The organism is Hymenobacter terricola (assembly GCF_017921975.2).
Lineage (GTDB): Bacteria > Bacteroidota > Bacteroidia > Cytophagales > Hymenobacteraceae > Hymenobacter > Hymenobacter terricola.
The window spans coordinates 230,348-244,309 of record NZ_JAGEMO020000003.1 but is presented as its reverse complement, the minus strand read 5'-3'; the positions used below and the strand labels follow the sequence as shown (position 1 = coordinate 244,309).

General features: G+C 58.5%; 14 protein-coding genes and 1 pseudogene. 9 read left to right on the top strand and 6 right to left on the bottom strand.

Features of this window, described 5'->3' with window-relative positions; genetic code table 11:
- Positions 1-197 precede the first annotated feature (197 nt).
- Complete coding sequence (locus tag J4G38_RS04250; protein ID WP_226163140.1) at positions 198-1,076, top strand: YitT family protein; 879 nt, start codon at positions 198-200, stop codon at positions 1,074-1,076.
- Positions 1,077-1,179: 103 nt separating this feature from the next.
- Complete coding sequence (locus J4G38_RS04245; protein ID WP_210515291.1) at positions 1,180-2,760, top strand: cyclic nucleotide-binding domain-containing protein; 1,581 nt, start codon at positions 1,180-1,182, stop codon at positions 2,758-2,760.
- A 65-nt stretch (positions 2,761-2,825) separates the two neighbouring features.
- Here the strand turns inward: J4G38_RS04245 and J4G38_RS04240 are convergent, their stop codons facing one another.
- Positions 2,826-3,872, bottom strand: a complete 1,047-nt coding sequence (locus J4G38_RS04240) for an adenylate/guanylate cyclase domain-containing protein (protein ID WP_210515293.1) — start codon at positions 3,870-3,872, stop codon at positions 2,826-2,828.
- Positions 3,873-4,136: 264 nt separating this feature from the next.
- Here J4G38_RS04240 and J4G38_RS04235 point away from each other — a divergent pair, with 264 nt between their 5' ends.
- The gene (locus J4G38_RS04235) at positions 4,137-4,961 is read left to right on the top strand and encodes a 2,3,4,5-tetrahydropyridine-2,6-dicarboxylate N-succinyltransferase (RefSeq protein ID WP_210515295.1); all 825 of its coding nucleotides are present in this window, start codon (positions 4,137-4,139) and stop codon (positions 4,959-4,961) included.
- Between the two features lie 106 nt (positions 4,962-5,067).
- Positions 5,068-5,456 (top strand): annotated as a pseudogene (locus tag J4G38_RS29115) (GxxExxY protein).
- Positions 5,457-5,516: 60 nt separating this feature from the next.
- Here J4G38_RS29115 and msrA read toward each other — a convergent pair.
- Positions 5,517-6,053, bottom strand: coding sequence for a peptide-methionine (S)-S-oxide reductase MsrA (msrA, locus tag J4G38_RS04225; RefSeq protein WP_210515298.1), 537 nt, complete (start codon positions 6,051-6,053; stop codon positions 5,517-5,519).
- Between the two features lie 353 nt (positions 6,054-6,406).
- Complete coding sequence (locus J4G38_RS04220; RefSeq protein ID WP_210515300.1) at positions 6,407-7,294, bottom strand: 3-hydroxyacyl-CoA dehydrogenase family protein; 888 nt, start codon at positions 7,292-7,294, stop codon at positions 6,407-6,409.
- Positions 7,295-7,501: 207 nt separating this feature from the next.
- Here J4G38_RS04220 and J4G38_RS04215 point away from each other — a divergent pair, with 207 nt between their 5' ends.
- Positions 7,502-7,660, top strand: coding sequence for a lmo0937 family membrane protein (locus tag J4G38_RS04215; protein ID WP_210515303.1), 159 nt, complete (start codon positions 7,502-7,504; stop codon positions 7,658-7,660).
- Positions 7,661-7,745: 85 nt separating this feature from the next.
- Here the strand turns inward: J4G38_RS04215 and J4G38_RS04210 are convergent, their stop codons facing one another.
- Together J4G38_RS04210 and J4G38_RS04205 are read right to left on the bottom strand one after the other, a co-directional pair.
- Entirely contained in the window at positions 7,746-8,570 is an 825-nt protein-coding gene (locus tag J4G38_RS04210; RefSeq protein ID WP_210515306.1) for a hypothetical protein, read from the bottom strand.
- Between the two features lie 84 nt (positions 8,571-8,654).
- Positions 8,655-10,277 carry an ABC-F family ATP-binding cassette domain-containing protein gene (locus tag J4G38_RS04205; RefSeq protein ID WP_210515308.1) on the bottom strand — a complete coding sequence of 541 codons (1,623 nt, stop codon included), beginning with the start codon at positions 10,275-10,277 and terminating at the stop codon, positions 8,655-8,657.
- Positions 10,278-10,561: 284 nt separating this feature from the next.
- Here J4G38_RS04205 and J4G38_RS04200 point away from each other — a divergent pair, with 284 nt between their 5' ends.
- Both J4G38_RS04200 and J4G38_RS04195 read left to right on the top strand, forming a co-directional pair.
- Complete coding sequence (locus tag J4G38_RS04200; protein ID WP_210515311.1) at positions 10,562-11,032, top strand: DUF4199 domain-containing protein; 471 nt, start codon at positions 10,562-10,564, stop codon at positions 11,030-11,032.
- A gap of 181 nt (positions 11,033-11,213) precedes the next feature.
- Positions 11,214-11,621 (top strand): hypothetical protein, encoded by a 408-nt coding sequence (locus J4G38_RS04195; protein WP_210515312.1) that lies wholly within the window; start codon positions 11,214-11,216, stop codon positions 11,619-11,621.
- A gap of 50 nt (positions 11,622-11,671) precedes the next feature.
- Here the strand turns inward: J4G38_RS04195 and J4G38_RS04190 are convergent, their stop codons facing one another.
- A complete protein-coding gene (locus tag J4G38_RS04190; RefSeq protein WP_210515314.1) occupies positions 11,672-12,103 on the bottom strand; it encodes a hypothetical protein in 432 nt (143 codons plus the stop codon).
- Positions 12,104-12,334: 231 nt separating this feature from the next.
- On the opposite strand from J4G38_RS04190, the gene J4G38_RS04185 reads away from it, so the two are divergent.
- On the top strand, positions 12,335-13,012 hold the full coding sequence (locus tag J4G38_RS04185; RefSeq protein ID WP_210515316.1) for a murein L,D-transpeptidase catalytic domain family protein: 678 nt from the start codon (positions 12,335-12,337) through the stop codon (positions 13,010-13,012).
- A gap of 122 nt (positions 13,013-13,134) precedes the next feature.
- Complete coding sequence (locus tag J4G38_RS04180; protein ID WP_210515319.1) at positions 13,135-13,947, top strand: M48 family metallopeptidase; 813 nt, start codon at positions 13,135-13,137, stop codon at positions 13,945-13,947.
- The last annotated feature ends 15 nt before the right edge of the window (positions 13,948-13,962 follow it).

Below are 13,962 nucleotides of genomic sequence, written 5' to 3'. Positions count from 1 at the left end.
CCTTTGGCCGAGCCATTGGGTGGGCAAGCGGGAATGACTTTGCAGCGGCTTGCCGCGTGGCCTACGCTTGAGGCCACGGGCCTTGTCTTGCTCAGCCAGCGCATGAAAAAAAGGCGCTATGCAGAGAATGCAAAAAATAAGTAGTTAATTTAAATTGCAATATGGATGCAAATACATTTACCACTCGGGCTGACAGCTTGCCCCAGGTTCTTCCGCTGCGGTGGTTGCGGCAGGGCGTAGTTCACAGCCTTCTGCTGCTGATTGGCGTTTTTTCGGCCGCGCTGGGGCTGAAAGGCTTCCTGTTGCCCAATGGGTTCATTGACGGCGGCGTAACCGGTATTGCCCTCATGGCCAGCCGGTTAACCGGGGTGTCGTTGTCGCTTCTGATTCTAGTCATCAACGTGCCCTTCATTGTGCTGGGCTACTACCACCTGGGGCGGAAATTCGCGATAAAGACCCTGCTCACCATTCTGGCGCTGGCCGGGGCCTTGCTGGTGGTGTCGTTTCCGCCGCTCACGCAGGATAAGCTGTTGATTGCCGTGTTTGGCGGGTTTTTCCTGGGCGCTGGGGTGGGCCTGGCCATGCGCGGCGGGGGCGTGCTCGACGGCACCGAAATTCTGGCCGTGTACCTGAGCCGCAGGCTGCCGGCCTCCATCGGCGACATCGTATTGATTATCAATATTGTGATTTTCGGCGTGGCGGCGTGGCTGCTGTCAATAGAAACGGCGCTGTATTCCATCCTGGCGTACTTGTCGGCGGCTAAAACGGTGGATTTTATCATCGTGGGCATTGAAGAATACACGGGCCTGACCGTCATCTCCTTCCACAGCACCGAAATCCGGCAGCTGATTACCGATAAGCTGCACCGCGGGGCTACCGTCTACGAATGTACCCAGGGGTACGGCTCGCACGGCCACCAGCACCTGAAAGTGGAGGCGGTGTTCACGATTATTACCCGCCTGGAGGTGGTCAATCTGACCGACGAAATTCATAAAATCGACCCCCAGGCGTTCGTCTTTATGCAAAGCATCAGCGACATGAAAGGCGGCTTAGTAAAGAAGCGCGCGTTGCATTAAGGCCGCCGCGTTCGGCAAGCTAATTGTGGCTTTCCAGCGGCGGGTGGGCTTAACTAAATGGATTCTCATGGAAAAATGGAGCCGTTTTCTGAGAGTGCAACCCTTGAAACCGAAGACAATTCAGCTGGTCTTCGGCCCGGCCCTGGTGCTCGCGAATGTGCCCCCCTCGGTTCGGCAGTGGGGCCCGTGGCTGGGCATGAGCTTGCTGGCAGTGGGGGCGCTGTTCCTGCTGCGGGTCTATCGGAAACGCCGGGCTCAGCGGCACTTTCTGGAACGCGCTCTGCTCAAAGGCGCACACCAAGCGCAAATAGAGCCAACAGCCGACGAACCCACCTCCAACACGCCCGGGCCTGACGTGACCGGCCAACTGATTGCCATGCTGAGCGTCAAGGCCTCGCGGGAGGCGGCCGTCGATAGCCTGGTGGAGCTTGGGGAGGCCGGCTTGCCCCAGCTCAAGCAAGCCCTGGCTCAGGAAACCGACGCCCGCCGCTTGCAGCGCCTGGCGCAGGTTTGCGTGCGCATGGATACGGCCGCGGCCCGGCAGCTGTTGGTCGAAATAGCCCAGACGGCCAACCTGCCGGCACGCGCCGCCGCGTTGCGGGCCCTGAGCCACTTTGCCACCGTGCCGGCCGATGCGCCCCTTTTTCATCGGCTTATTGAAGAAGAGCTTCAGTTTGCGCAACACCTGCTGCACGGCATGGTGGCGGCTGCTGCCGAGCTGTGCACCGCCCTGCAATACGAGCTGCGTCAATGCCAGCTGCGCCTGTTCGGATTGCTGCTGCAAGTGTACGCCCGCCCCATCATCCTGGAAGCCCAGCGCGGGTTGGCCCATGCCGGCGGGCACCGACAAGCCGAGGCCCTCGGGTTGCTGGATAAGCTGATTCCCCGGCCGCTGTACCGGGGGCTGCAGGCGCTGCTCGATGGCAACAGCCTTGGCGACCAGGTGCAAACCTTCGATGACTTGCTGGGCTCGCCCGTTCCGTTGGAGCCCATTGCGACCACCGTTGTGCGCCGGGGACTGGCCGCCTTCTCTGCCTGGACCATCAGCCTGGCCCTGCGGCAGTGGCACCCCCAGCCCGCCACCGTGGCCTATTTGTACCCGCACCTGCAAACCGGCCAACAACTGATTCGGGAAGGGGCGGTGGCCGTGCTGCAACGGCTGCCCGAGCAGCGCCCTGCCGCCTACGACCAATTCCTGACGCTGTACTCCGCCGTAATCCCGTTGCTTATGTCTACGCTAACTTCAACTTCCTGCGTCTCGGCGCCGGAGCGCGTGCGGATGCTGAAAGGCACCGCTCTCTTCGCCGAAACGCCCGAAAACATCCTCGGCACCATCATCCCGATTATGAAAGAAATTTCCTTCGAGCCGGAACAGGAAATATTCGTTAAGGGCACCCTGGGCACCTCGCTGTTCATCGTTTGCGAAGGTGAGGTGGGTATTTTCAACGGGGCGCAGCAGCTGGCCACCTTTCACAAGGGCGACTTTTTTGGCGAGCTGGCCTTGCTCGATGCCGAGCCTCGTTCGGCCACGGCGGTGGCCCAGGGGCCGGTGGTGGCCTTCCGGCTCGACCAGGAGGATTTTTACGACGTGATGGAGGAGCGGAGCGAAGTGCTGCACAGCATCCTGCGGGTGCTGTGCCAGCGCCTGCGCCACCAGAACGAGATGGCCCAGGCGGCGCATTAGGCAGGGCCTTGGTGCGCGAGCCAACCGCCGCCAACCCCGGTGGGAGACGTAGAAAAGCCCGCTGGCTAGGACACCACCTCGTACGTCATCACCGGCCGGGCCTTGTTTTTCAGGCTCACTTCGCCCACGGGCTGGCATTGGAAGGATTCCTTCACGCGCTTGTACGTGGCTTCGCTGATGATAATCTGGCTGGCGTGGGCCACGGATTGCAGGCGCTGGCTTAGGTTCACGGCGTCGCCGATAACCGTGAAGTCGAGGCGCTTCAGCGAGGCCGAGCCGATGTTGCCGGACACCATTTCGCCCGTATTGATGCCGATGGAAACCTCCGGATGGTAGCTGATATTTTGCAGCATCCCGGCCGGCGGGGCCTTCAGCAGGCTTCGCACCGAAAGCGCTGCGTCGAGGGCCCGGTCCAGGTGGTACTCGCCCCGGAACACGGCCATCACCGAATCGCCTATAAACTTGTCGACGCTGCCCCCCTGCGTGATAATCTCCTGCACAATCTGGTCGAAGTAGGTGTTGAGCAGCTGCACCAGCGTGCCCGCCGGCAGCTGCTCCGACAGGGCCGTGAAGCCGCAGATATCGATAAAAACCACCGTGGCCTCGATGGTTTCGCTGGCCATGAGGGTGTTCTCGAAATCGGGCCGGGTCATGAAGTTGAGCACCGTCTCGTTCACGTACATTTTCAGGATGTTATTTTCCTGGATGGCCCGCAAGGTTTGGCGCAGCTGCCGCACTTCGTCGATGGTTTTGTTGATGGTCACCTCCAGGTCGTTGAAATCCACGGGTTTTATCACGAAGTCGAACGCCCCGCGGTTCATGGCCGTGCGGATGTTGGCCATGTCGCCGTAGGCCGAAACCATCACCGTTTTGATGACTTTGTTGAGTTCGTGCAGCTTGGAAAGCAGCGTGAGGCCATCCATGACCGGCATCCGGATGTCGGCGAGAATGATGTCGATATCGGGTTCGTCCGCCACGTGCTCCAACGCCTCCTGGCCATTGCCGGCGAAAATAAACTCGTACGCACCCTCCCGGATTTTGCGCCGGAATTTCTGCCGAATCAGCAGCTCCAGGTCGGTTTCGTCGTCTACCACCAGTATTTTGGCTTTCATGACTGTAACGATAGAAGTAAGATTTGCGGGCCCCATCCAGGTGATACGGAGCACTTGTAATATCGGTATAAATAATTGTGCTTACTGAGAAAAGCGTTTCGCGGGCGCCCGAAGCAGCCGGTGCCAAAGGGGCAACGAACCCGGCCGGGCCGCCGCCGCACAGCACGGGCCGCCAGCCGGAAGTCGGGGCCGGGATGGTAGTTTTGCCCCGGCCAACCGGCCCCGGTAGTCTCCGGCGGCCCGCTTGCGCACTTATTCCGCATCATGTCCGACCTGCAGACCCAAATTGAAGCCGCCTGGGCCGACCGCGCCCTGCTCCAAACCCCCGACACCAAAGCCGCCATCGAGCACGTCATCGAAGAGCTGGACAAAGGCCGCCTGCGCGTGGCCACCCCGCCCACCGCAGACGGCGGCGAATGGACCATTAACGAGTGGGTGAAAAAGGCCGTTATCCTCTACTTCCCCATCCGCCAGATGAACACCCAGGAAGTGGGCCCCTTCGAATACCACGACAAAATGCGGCTCAAAACCGACTACGCCGGCCAGCAGGTGCGCGTGGTGCCGCCCGCCGTGGCCCGCTACGGCGCGTTTCTGGCCCCCGGCGTCATCCTCATGCCCAGCTACACCAACATCGGCGCCTACGTGGGCGAAGGCACGATGGTGGACACCTGGGCCACCGTGGGCAGCTGCGCCCAGGTGGGCAAAGGCGTGCACCTGAGCGGTGGCGTGGGCCTCGGCGGCGTGCTGGAGCCCGTGCAGGCGGCCCCCGTCATCATCGAGGACGGCGCCTTCATCGGCTCGCGCTGCATCCTCGTCGAAGGCTGCCGCATCGGCAAGGAAGCCGTGATTGGCGCGGGCGTCACCATTACCGGCAGCACCAAGATTATCGACGTAACCGGGGCCGAGCCCAAGGAGTACCGCGGCTACGTGCCGCCGCGCTCGGTGGTCATTCCCGGCTCTATTCCGAAGCAGTTTCCGGCCGGCGAGTATCAGGTGCCGTGCGCCCTCATCATCGGCCAGCGCAAGCCCAGCACGGACTTGAAAACGAGTTTGAATGACGCGCTGCGGGATTTCGGGGTGTCGGTGTAGGACCGCAGATTGAACGGATTTTAGCGGATTGAACGGATTTTTTGTGGTTCCGCGTGGGACGCCGCTTGCCGCTTGCTTTTCTTCCGTGCTTGTTTTTCTTCGTTGAATGACGGTTGATTTGGCCGAGTATACTGAATTGACTCGGGCAGTTATTGGCTGTGCGATGACCGTGCACCGCAAGTTGGGGCGGGGCTTTCCGGAGGTAGTTTATCAGCGGGCGTTAGCAATTGAGCTGTATAAAAATGCCATCAGTGCTGAGCGCGAAGTGGATTTGCCCATCTTCTATGAAAACGAAAAGTCGGCTCTCGTAGAGTCGACTTTTTCGTTGAAAAACGGGTGCTGGTTGAATTAAAAGCAGTGGATTGCTTGCTCACCTCCCACCACGTACAAATCATTAATTACCTGGAAGCATTCAAATTGCCCGTCGGACGACTCATTAACTTCGGTTCGTCAAGCCTAGAATTCAAACGCTTCGTCAAAAGTCTAAAGCCCTGACTCAGCAGAAACACCCCCGCGCTAAACCACAAAAAATCCGTTCAATCCGTTAAAAATCCGTTAAATCTGCGGTCTCAGCTTCTCGCCAAACAGCGCTTTCACCTTATCCACCTTGGGGCGGGCCACAAACTGGCAGTAGGGCTCGTGGCCGTGCAGGTTGAAATAGTTCTGGTGGTAGTCCTCGGCGGGGTAGAAGGTGGGGGCGGCGGTGATTTCAGTTACCACTGGGTTGGGGAAAGCCTGGCCGTCGTTGAGCTTCTTTTTATACTCTTCGGCGAGCTGCTTTTGCTCGTCGTTGTGGTAGTACACGGCCGAGCGGTACTGGGTGCCCACGTCGTTGCCCTGGCGGTTGAGGGTGGTCGGGTCGTGGGTTTTCCAGAAGATTTCCAGCAGCTCCTTGAAGCTGATAACGGCCGGGTCGAAGGTGATGTCGATAACCTCGTTGTGGCCCGTGAGGCCGCTGCACACTTCCTTGTAGGTAGGGTTGGCAATGCGGCCGCCGGCATAGCCGGACACCACTTTTTCCACGCCTTTCAGGTTCTGAAATACGGCCTCGACGCACCAGAAGCAGCCGGCGCCAAATGTTGCATGTTGCATGGGTAGGGGAATGATTCGTTGGTTGTGATAACAACGCGGTAGACGCGGCAGAGGTTATTTCCTTACGTAAAGGATACGCCGAAAGTGGCCCGTACCGAGGTACGGCGGGCTTGCCGATGGTCCGGAACCGGGGTGTACCGAAGTGCGGCCCACTTCCAGACCATCCGCAAGCCCATCGTACCTCGGTACGGGCCACTTTTGGGGTTGCGGAAGCCCATCGTACCTCGGTACACCCCGCTTTTGGGGTTGCGGAAGCCCACCGTACCTTGGTACGACCCACTTCCGGGTAATAGAAAGGGGCCCGCACCGAAGTACAGGCCCCTTTTACTTATTAAACAGGCAGGTTCGGTGCGCTACTTCCGGAACCGCCCGGCCACCACCAACTCCTTCGAGCCGGCCGTGTACTGGTAGAAGCCTTCGCCCGACTTCGCGCCCAGGCGGCCGGCCATCACCATGTTCACCAGCAGCGGGCAGGGGGCATATTTGGGGTTGCCCAGGCCCTCGTGCAGCACCCGCAGGATGGCCAGGCACACGTCCAGGCCAATAAAATCGGCCAGCTGGAGCGGGCCCATCGGGTGGGCCATGCCCAGCTTCATCACCGTGTCGATTTCCTCCACGCCCGCCACGCCCTCAAACAGCGTGATAATGGCCTCGTTAATCATCGGCATCAGAATGCGGTTGGCCACGAAGCCGGGGTAGTCGTTCACCTCGGTGGGCGTTTTGCCCAGCTGGCGCGCCAGCTCCATCACCTGCGCCGTCACGGCATCGGACGTGGCGTAGCCCCGAATCACCTCCACCAGCTTCATCACCGGCACGGGGTTCATGAAGTGCATGCCAATCACCTGCTGCGGGCGCCGGGTCACGGCCGCGATTTTGGTGATGGAAATCGACGACGTGTTCGAGGCCAGGATGGCCCCGGCGGGCGCGTACTGGTCCAGGTCGCGGAAGATTTGCAGCTTGAGGTCCACGTTTTCGGTGGCGGCCTCTACCACCAGGCCCACGCCGGCCACCCCGGCTTCCAGCGAGGTGTAGGTTTTCAAACGGCCCAGGGTGGCGGCCTTGTCGTCCTCGCTCAGCGTGGCTTTGGCCACCTGGCGGTCCAGGTTTTTGGTGATGGTGCCCAGGGCGCGGTCCAGGGCGGGCTGGCTGATATCGATGAGCGCCACGGAGAAACCGTGCTGTGCAAATACGTGGGCAATGCCATTGCCCATGGTGCCGGAGCCAATAACGGCGACGTTCATAACAAGCGGAAAAAGAAGTGGGTGGGAATTGAAATGCGGCCCTTTGACCGGGCGTGACAAAGCTACGGCACCAATGTCAACCGCCATTTTGTTTGAAAAAAACCCAACTATTTTTTCAATTACTATATCCTTTTATCGGACCCCGCGTACAATGCCGCAGAGACACTTCTCTTCATATTTCTTTCACCTCCTTCACTCTCTCCAGCCATGGGCAACCTCCTGTATATCATCGCCGTTATCCTCATCATCATCTGGGCTGTAAGCTTCTTCGGCGGCTTCTACACCGGCGGCATCATTCACACCTTGTTGGTGATTGCAATCATTGCCATTCTGCTCCGCGTAATCAGCGGACGGAGCGCGGTATAGCACAGAACCTGAGGTAGCTTAAAAACACAAAAGAGCCGCGCTGGAAACAGCGCGGCTCTTTTGTGTCTAATTAAATTAATCGGGGCTATTTGCCAATGTTAAATAGCAAGCTGAAGCGCAGTACAAACCCTGGGTACAAGGAATAAATAGAATTGTCGAAATTATAAAGCCCGACAATATCAATCGCCGCATTATCGCTGAGATAGGAGCGATACCCAACGCCCGCAAGCGGAGAAGTAACGGTTCTATTTTGCTTAAACAGGTAATTATTGGGGCCTTCAAACGCAATCTGCGCGTTGGTTACTTCGTACTCGGCATGAATAAAGAATTCTTTGTAAACGATGTACTGAGCGAAAGCTTTAAAGCCCAGGCTACTGGTCGATAAGCTATTTGCCCCGGTTGAGGTGAGGTTGCCGTCCGGGGTGTAGGGATACGGCCGGTTGCCGGCCACGGAAAAGCTGCTGTAGGCATACGAGATGCCGGGGCCAATCGCAAACTTGTCGGTAATCCGAAACCCGAGGGCCGGCGCGGCGCTGACGTTAAAGCGGTTCAGAAAGTCGTAGGAAGAGTAGCCCAGTCCGATGTTGGTATAGATAAACTTCTTTTTTTGGGGCTGGTCCTCCTTGCTTCCATTCTGAGGCAGGTTCCGGTTCGGGAAGTTCATGCCCGATGGCGCATCGGGGGTGGGCTGGGCCGCGGGGGTGCTGTAGGTGGGCTCCGGGGCGGGGGCAGAAGCTGGCGCCGAAGGAGCAGGCGTGGGAGCTGGGGCTGGCTCCACGGGGCGGGGCGGGGCAGGCGTGGGGCCGGGAGGAGCCGAATTCAGCACAGGCTTGTCCTGCGCCAGAGCGCGATGGGCGGGCAGGCAGGCAACGCCGGCCAGCAGTAGCAGCGGAAGCAGATGACGTTTCATTCTGAAAAATTAAGAAAATAGTAATGAAGTGTTAATGAGGCTAGGAGCCACACCACCGCGATGGTTTCCCAACCTTGCTCAACGCTAAGCCATTTTATACATTTTCTGGCGCTGGGTTTTCAGCGTTTCATCGGCCAGGTATTCTTCGTAGTTCATGCGCCGGTCGATGATGCCGTCAGGCGTCAGCTCGATGATGCGGTTGGCCACGGTTTCAATGAATTGCAAGTCGTGCGAAGCAAACAGCAGCGAGCCGGGGTAGTCGCGCAAAGCATTGTTCAAAGCGGTAATGCTTTCCAGATCCAAGTGGTTCGTCGGGTCGTCCAATACCTGCACGTTGCCGCTTTGCAGCATCATTTTAGAGAGCATGCAGCGTACTTTTTCGCCCCCGCTCAACACGTTGCTTTTCTTCTGCGATTCCTCGCCCGAAAATAACATCCGGCCCAAAAAGCCGCGGATGAAGCTCTCGTCTTTTTCTTCGCTGTACTGCCGCAGCCAGTCGACCAGGTTTAAATCGCCCGACTGGAAGAAACTGTTGTTTTCCTTGGGGAAGTAGCTGGGCGTGATGGTGGTGCCCCATTTCACTTCGCCGGTTTCGGGGGTAGCCTCGCCAAACATGATGTCGAACAGGAGGGAGGCCGCCCGGTCGTCCCGGCCCACGATGGCCACTTTGTCCTTTTTATCCAGCGTGAAGCTTACGTTCTTGAACACATACTGACCGTCTACTTTGGCGCTCAGGTTTTCCACGCTCAAGAGCTGATTGCCCGGCTCGCGCTCCGATTTGAAGGCGATGTAGGGATAGCGGCGTGAGCTGGGCTTGATGTCCTCCAGCGTCAGCTTTTGCAGCAGCTTCTGGCGGCTGGTGGCCTGCTTCGATTTCGAGGCGTTGGCCGAGAAGCGCCGCACGAATTCTTCCAGCTCCTTGCGGCGGTCTTCGGTTTTCTTGTTGGCGTCCTGGCGCTGGCGCAGCACCATCTGGCTACTCTCATACCAGAACGTATAGTTGCCGGGGTACATCGTGATTTTGCCGAAGTCCAGGTCCGCCATGTAGTTGCACACGGCGTCCAGAAAGTGGCGGTCGTGGCTCACCACAATCACCGTGTTCTGAAACGAGTCGAGGAAGTTTTCCAGCCACAGCACGCTCTCGGCGTCGAGGTTGTTGGTCGGTTCGTCGAGCAGCAGCACGTCGGGGTTGCCAAACAGGGCCTGCGCCAGCAGCACCCGCACTTTCTCGCTGGCCCCAAGGTCGGCCATCAGCGCGTAGTGCTTGCTTTCCACAATGCCGAGGCCGGAAAGCAGCTCGGCGGCTTCGTACTCAGCATTCCAGCCTTCGAGGTCGGCAAATTCGCCTTCGAGCTCGGCGGCGCGCTCCCCGTCGGCGTCCGAAAAATCGGGCTTGGCGTAGAGGGCGTCCTTCTCCGTCATCACCGCATACAGGCGCTGGTGGCCCTGAATCACGGTTTGCAGCACGGGCTGCTCGTCGTAGGCAAACTGGTTCTGCTTGAGCACGGCCAGGCGCTGGCCGGCCGGCATTTCCACCGAGCCGGTGTTGGGCTCCAGCTCGCCGGACAGGATTTTCAGGAAAGTAGACTTGCCCGCGCCGTTGGCTCCGATGAGACCGTAGCAGTTGCCAGGCAGGAATTTAGCGGTAACGTCTTCAAACAGGATGCGCTTGCCGTAGCGCAGGCTCACATTGGTGGTCGAAATCATTCAGTCAGAAAATAGTAACACAACAAACCCGCGCACTGGCGCGCGGCAAGCCGCAAAATTACGCACCAGGACCCGGGCCGATATCCGCGCCGAAAAAGTAGTTGTCCGGCTTGATAAAAAGAACTAACTAGTGGGTGAATTAGTGCCCGCTGCCGAACGTAAAAAAATGCTGCTCCTGGCTATAAACAGAGCCTTTGGCAAAACTTCTGGCCCCTTTGGCAAGTATAAAAAGCGGGGCTAATAGCGCGTCCAGATTTTTTCATCATTTCCATTTTTTTCTGAACATGGCTGACCAGCAACTAACTTCCGAAACCAACGGCCTGCGCATGGGCCTTTACACGGCCGTGATTCTGATTGTATACACGGGCGTTGCCGCAATGGCCGGCTTTCTGGGGCACATCGAAGCTGGCGCGCTCGATATTATCATACTAATTGCCGGTATTGTACTGGCCATTATGCGCCTCAAGCGGGTGCGTGGCAACCGCTTGTCCTATTTCCAAGGCTTCAGCACGGGCATCGTCACCGCGCTCACGGCTTCGGCGCTGCTGGGGGCTTTTTTCTGGCTGCTGGGTGGCATAAGCAAGGCGGCCGTGCAGCAGATTCAGGCCCGCGACTTGTTTGGGGCCGACCTAGGGGTCCTCATCGGCGGGCTGGGAATCATCCTGATGGGCACGATGACGGGGGTTATTACCTCACTTATCGCCATGCAATACTTCAAAAGCCCTGACCATCAGCCCATCGCTAGCCTGGATTAAATTGACTATTACTGCGAATAAATATTGCTAAACGACCACCTGCGGGGCCGTTTTTGTTGACAGCAGAACCAAAGGCCACAGTGGTTCTATAAGAAAAATTAGAGAAAACAGAAACTAAACCATAACTTGCAAGCGTTAAGACTAAAGTCCAATCGCCTTTCCAAGCTAAGCTTTTGTTTTTATGTACAAGTTGACCATTGCCCTCATTGCCTTCCTTCTCGCGATAGCTTCTTTCTCTGCCCAAGCCCAGATGTCTGACCGGCTGTCGGAACACCCAACCATGAACACCAAGGCCACAGCCAATGAAGCTGCCGCCGTAACCCGGGACATGGTGAACCATCTGCACCTCAACGAAGGACAGTTTCTGAAGCTCTTGCCGCTAAACCGCACCAAACTTGCGGGCCTGAACAGCATCAACCGCGAGTACAAGAACGACGAAGCCACCCGCGCCGCCAAAGCCGCTGAGCTGGAAGCTCAGTACGAGCAGGAGTGCAGCCGTATCCTCACGCCGTCGCAGCTTAGCCAGCTGCAACAGGAACACGGCCAGCCGGCCACCGCGCCCGCCAGCACTGGCAATGGCCTGGGTTAGCAAATAATAATTCCATAAAAAAGGCCCGCCAATTGCTTGGCGGGCCTTTTTTATGGAATTTTGGGAGTGAGCGGGTCTGCGAGCACCTCCGTTACCGTGCCCAGCGGGCCGAAGCGCAGGCTGAGGCACGCGGCCCCCGAGCGGGCGTGCCGGGCATTGCATTGGGTGCCGGGTTCGAGGTAGTAGTAATAGACCTTTTCGGTGCCGGCGCGCAATTCTTCCTCGTCGGGCGGGCCAAGCAGGGCGTTCACGTCATCGGCCCGGGCCTCGTAAAGCTGTTCTTTGTTTTGCACAAGGGCAGGTACGGCGGCGCGGCGCGCATCACGGCACGCATAAGGGTCGGCGCGCCAGGTAGCGGCATCGAAGCCTGGCAACCGGGGCAACGCGTGGCCGCAGCCCAACAATAGCCCGCTTACGGCCACGCCGGCAGTCAGCTGACGGCCGCGAACGGCCACCCAGGTAAGCAAAAAGGAAGTTGGCATCGGAAAAAGAAAAAATGGCGGCGGAATATCGGGCATCAGGCGAAAATAGCACTAAATTTGGACCGGTGCTGTCTTACGCATTCCAGTGAACTATTCACAAATGCCTCTTATTGTTGTTATATCCATATTATATTGATGTTTAGAGTAGATATTAACGTTCGTTTATTTCTGGGGTTATTGTTTTTTGCCGGGCCACTGGCTGCACAAACCCCGTCATCGGCGGCTCTTGCCATGCTGCCGGTTGCGGCCCGCCGGGCATTTTTTCAAACGGCTTTTGAGAAGCGCGCCGCGCAGCTATATACCAAGCTGGGGCTGGGACCAGCCGGATTGTCGCTGGCCGTGTTTCGCGAGGGCCTGGTGGGATACTACAACCTGCGCCAAGCCAGCCATACGGCCAGTCCACCCTTGCTCACCCTCATCGATTTCAGCCGGTCCAGCCAGGAAAAGCGGCTGTGGGTTATCAATGTAGAGCAGGCAAGGGTGTTGTTCCATACGCTGGTGGCCCACGGCAAGGCCAGTGGGGCCGACGTGCCGATGGCGTTTTCCAACAAAGATGGCTCTGAAATGAGCAGCCTGGGCTTTTATCGCACCGCGCCCACCACCTACACCGGCAAGCACGGCCTGTCGCTCAAGCTGATGGGCCTCGACCCTGGGTTCAACACCAACGCCGAGAGCCGGGCCGTGGTGGTGCACGGGGCCGAGTACGTATGCGAGGATTTTGTGCGGGCGCACGGCCGCCTGGGCCGCAGCCAAGGCTGCCCGGCTTTGCCCGTGGCCGAAACCCCGGCCATCGTGCAAGCCATTAAGGGTGGGAGCGTGCTGTATCTGCACGGGCCGACAGGCGCTGGCTACCGCTCGCAATGGTTGAACCTGGACACGGCTGTGGCAGCTTTTGCCGGCTCGCGCTAGGCGGCGCTGGAAAGTAAAATAACCAGAATGAAACAAGTGCGTTTAAAGCGCATTCGGCTCAGCCTAATCAGGGCTGGCTACGGCCGCGGCTTTTTCATTTTTCACTTTTACTTCCCACTTTCATGCGTCTCAATCTCCGCTTTATTATTGGCCTCATCGTGGCGGCGGTATCGCTTTTCGGCTACTATTTCAATACTTCCAAAAATGAGGTAACCGGCGAAACTCAACACGTGAACTTGAGCGCCGACCAGGAAATAGCCCTGGGTGTGCAGGCCGCGCCCGAAATGGAGGCACAGTACGGCGGCGAAAGCCCCGACTCCCGGGCCACCGCTGCGGTGCAGCAAGTGGGCCAAAAAATAATTGGCAGCACCAAAGCTGGCCAAACGCCCTACAAATTTCAGTTCCACCTCTTGGCCGATGACCAGACCATTAATGCCTTTGCATTGCCCGGTGGGCAGGTTTTTATCACCCAGGGCCTGCTGAAAAACCTTACCTCGGAGGCACAACTGGCCGGAGTGCTGGCGCACGAAGTTGGCCACGTAGTGGCAAGGCACTCGGCCGCCCAGGTAGCTAAATCAAACCTGACTCAGGGCTTGGCTGGCGCCGCCGCCATTGCGTCGTATGACCCCAACAATCCGGGCAGTTCGGTGGCCAAGGCGGCCATCGCGGCCGCCATTGCGAAGGTCATCGGCCTGCGCTTCAGCCGGAATGATGAGTTGGAAGCCGACAAATTGGCCGTGGATTTTACACCCAAAGCCGGCTACGACCCCCGCGCCATGATTCAGGTGATGAAAATGCTGGAGCAGCAGGGCGGCCGGGGCAGCACCCCCGAATTCCTCAGCACCCACCCCGACCCCGGCAATCGCATCGGCGAGCTGCAGAAAGAAATTGCGGCAGAGTATCCGCAGGGCGTACCAGCGGGATTGAAAGAATAACCGTTCAATCTCAGG

Coding starts and splice junctions, on each gene's coding strand:
- J4G38_RS04240 (WP_210515293.1), bottom strand. CDS start 3,872: ATGAAAGCCAAAATACTGGTGGTAGACGACGAAACCGACCTGGAGCTG.
- J4G38_RS04235 (WP_210515295.1), top strand. CDS start 4,137: ATGTCCGACCTGCAGACCCAAATTGAAGCCGCCTGGGCCGACCGCGCC.
- msrA (WP_210515298.1), bottom strand. CDS start 6,053: ATGCAACATGCAACATTTGGCGCCGGCTGCTTCTGGTGCGTCGAGGCC.
- J4G38_RS04220 (WP_210515300.1), bottom strand. CDS start 7,294: ATGAACGTCGCCGTTATTGGCTCCGGCACCATGGGCAATGGCATTGCC.
- J4G38_RS04215 (WP_210515303.1), top strand. CDS start 7,502: ATGGGCAACCTCCTGTATATCATCGCCGTTATCCTCATCATCATCTGG.
- J4G38_RS04210 (WP_210515306.1), bottom strand. CDS start 8,570: ATGAAACGTCATCTGCTTCCGCTGCTACTGCTGGCCGGCGTTGCCTGC.
- J4G38_RS04205 (WP_210515308.1), bottom strand. CDS start 10,277: ATGATTTCGACCACCAATGTGAGCCTGCGCTACGGCAAGCGCATCCTG.
- J4G38_RS04200 (WP_210515311.1), top strand. CDS start 10,562: ATGGCTGACCAGCAACTAACTTCCGAAACCAACGGCCTGCGCATGGGC.
- J4G38_RS04195 (WP_210515312.1), top strand. CDS start 11,214: ATGTACAAGTTGACCATTGCCCTCATTGCCTTCCTTCTCGCGATAGCT.
- J4G38_RS04190 (WP_210515314.1), bottom strand. CDS start 12,103: ATGCCAACTTCCTTTTTGCTTACCTGGGTGGCCGTTCGCGGCCGTCAG.
- J4G38_RS04185 (WP_210515316.1), top strand. CDS start 12,335: ATGCTGCCGGTTGCGGCCCGCCGGGCATTTTTTCAAACGGCTTTTGAG.
- J4G38_RS04180 (WP_210515319.1), top strand. CDS start 13,135: ATGCGTCTCAATCTCCGCTTTATTATTGGCCTCATCGTGGCGGCGGTA.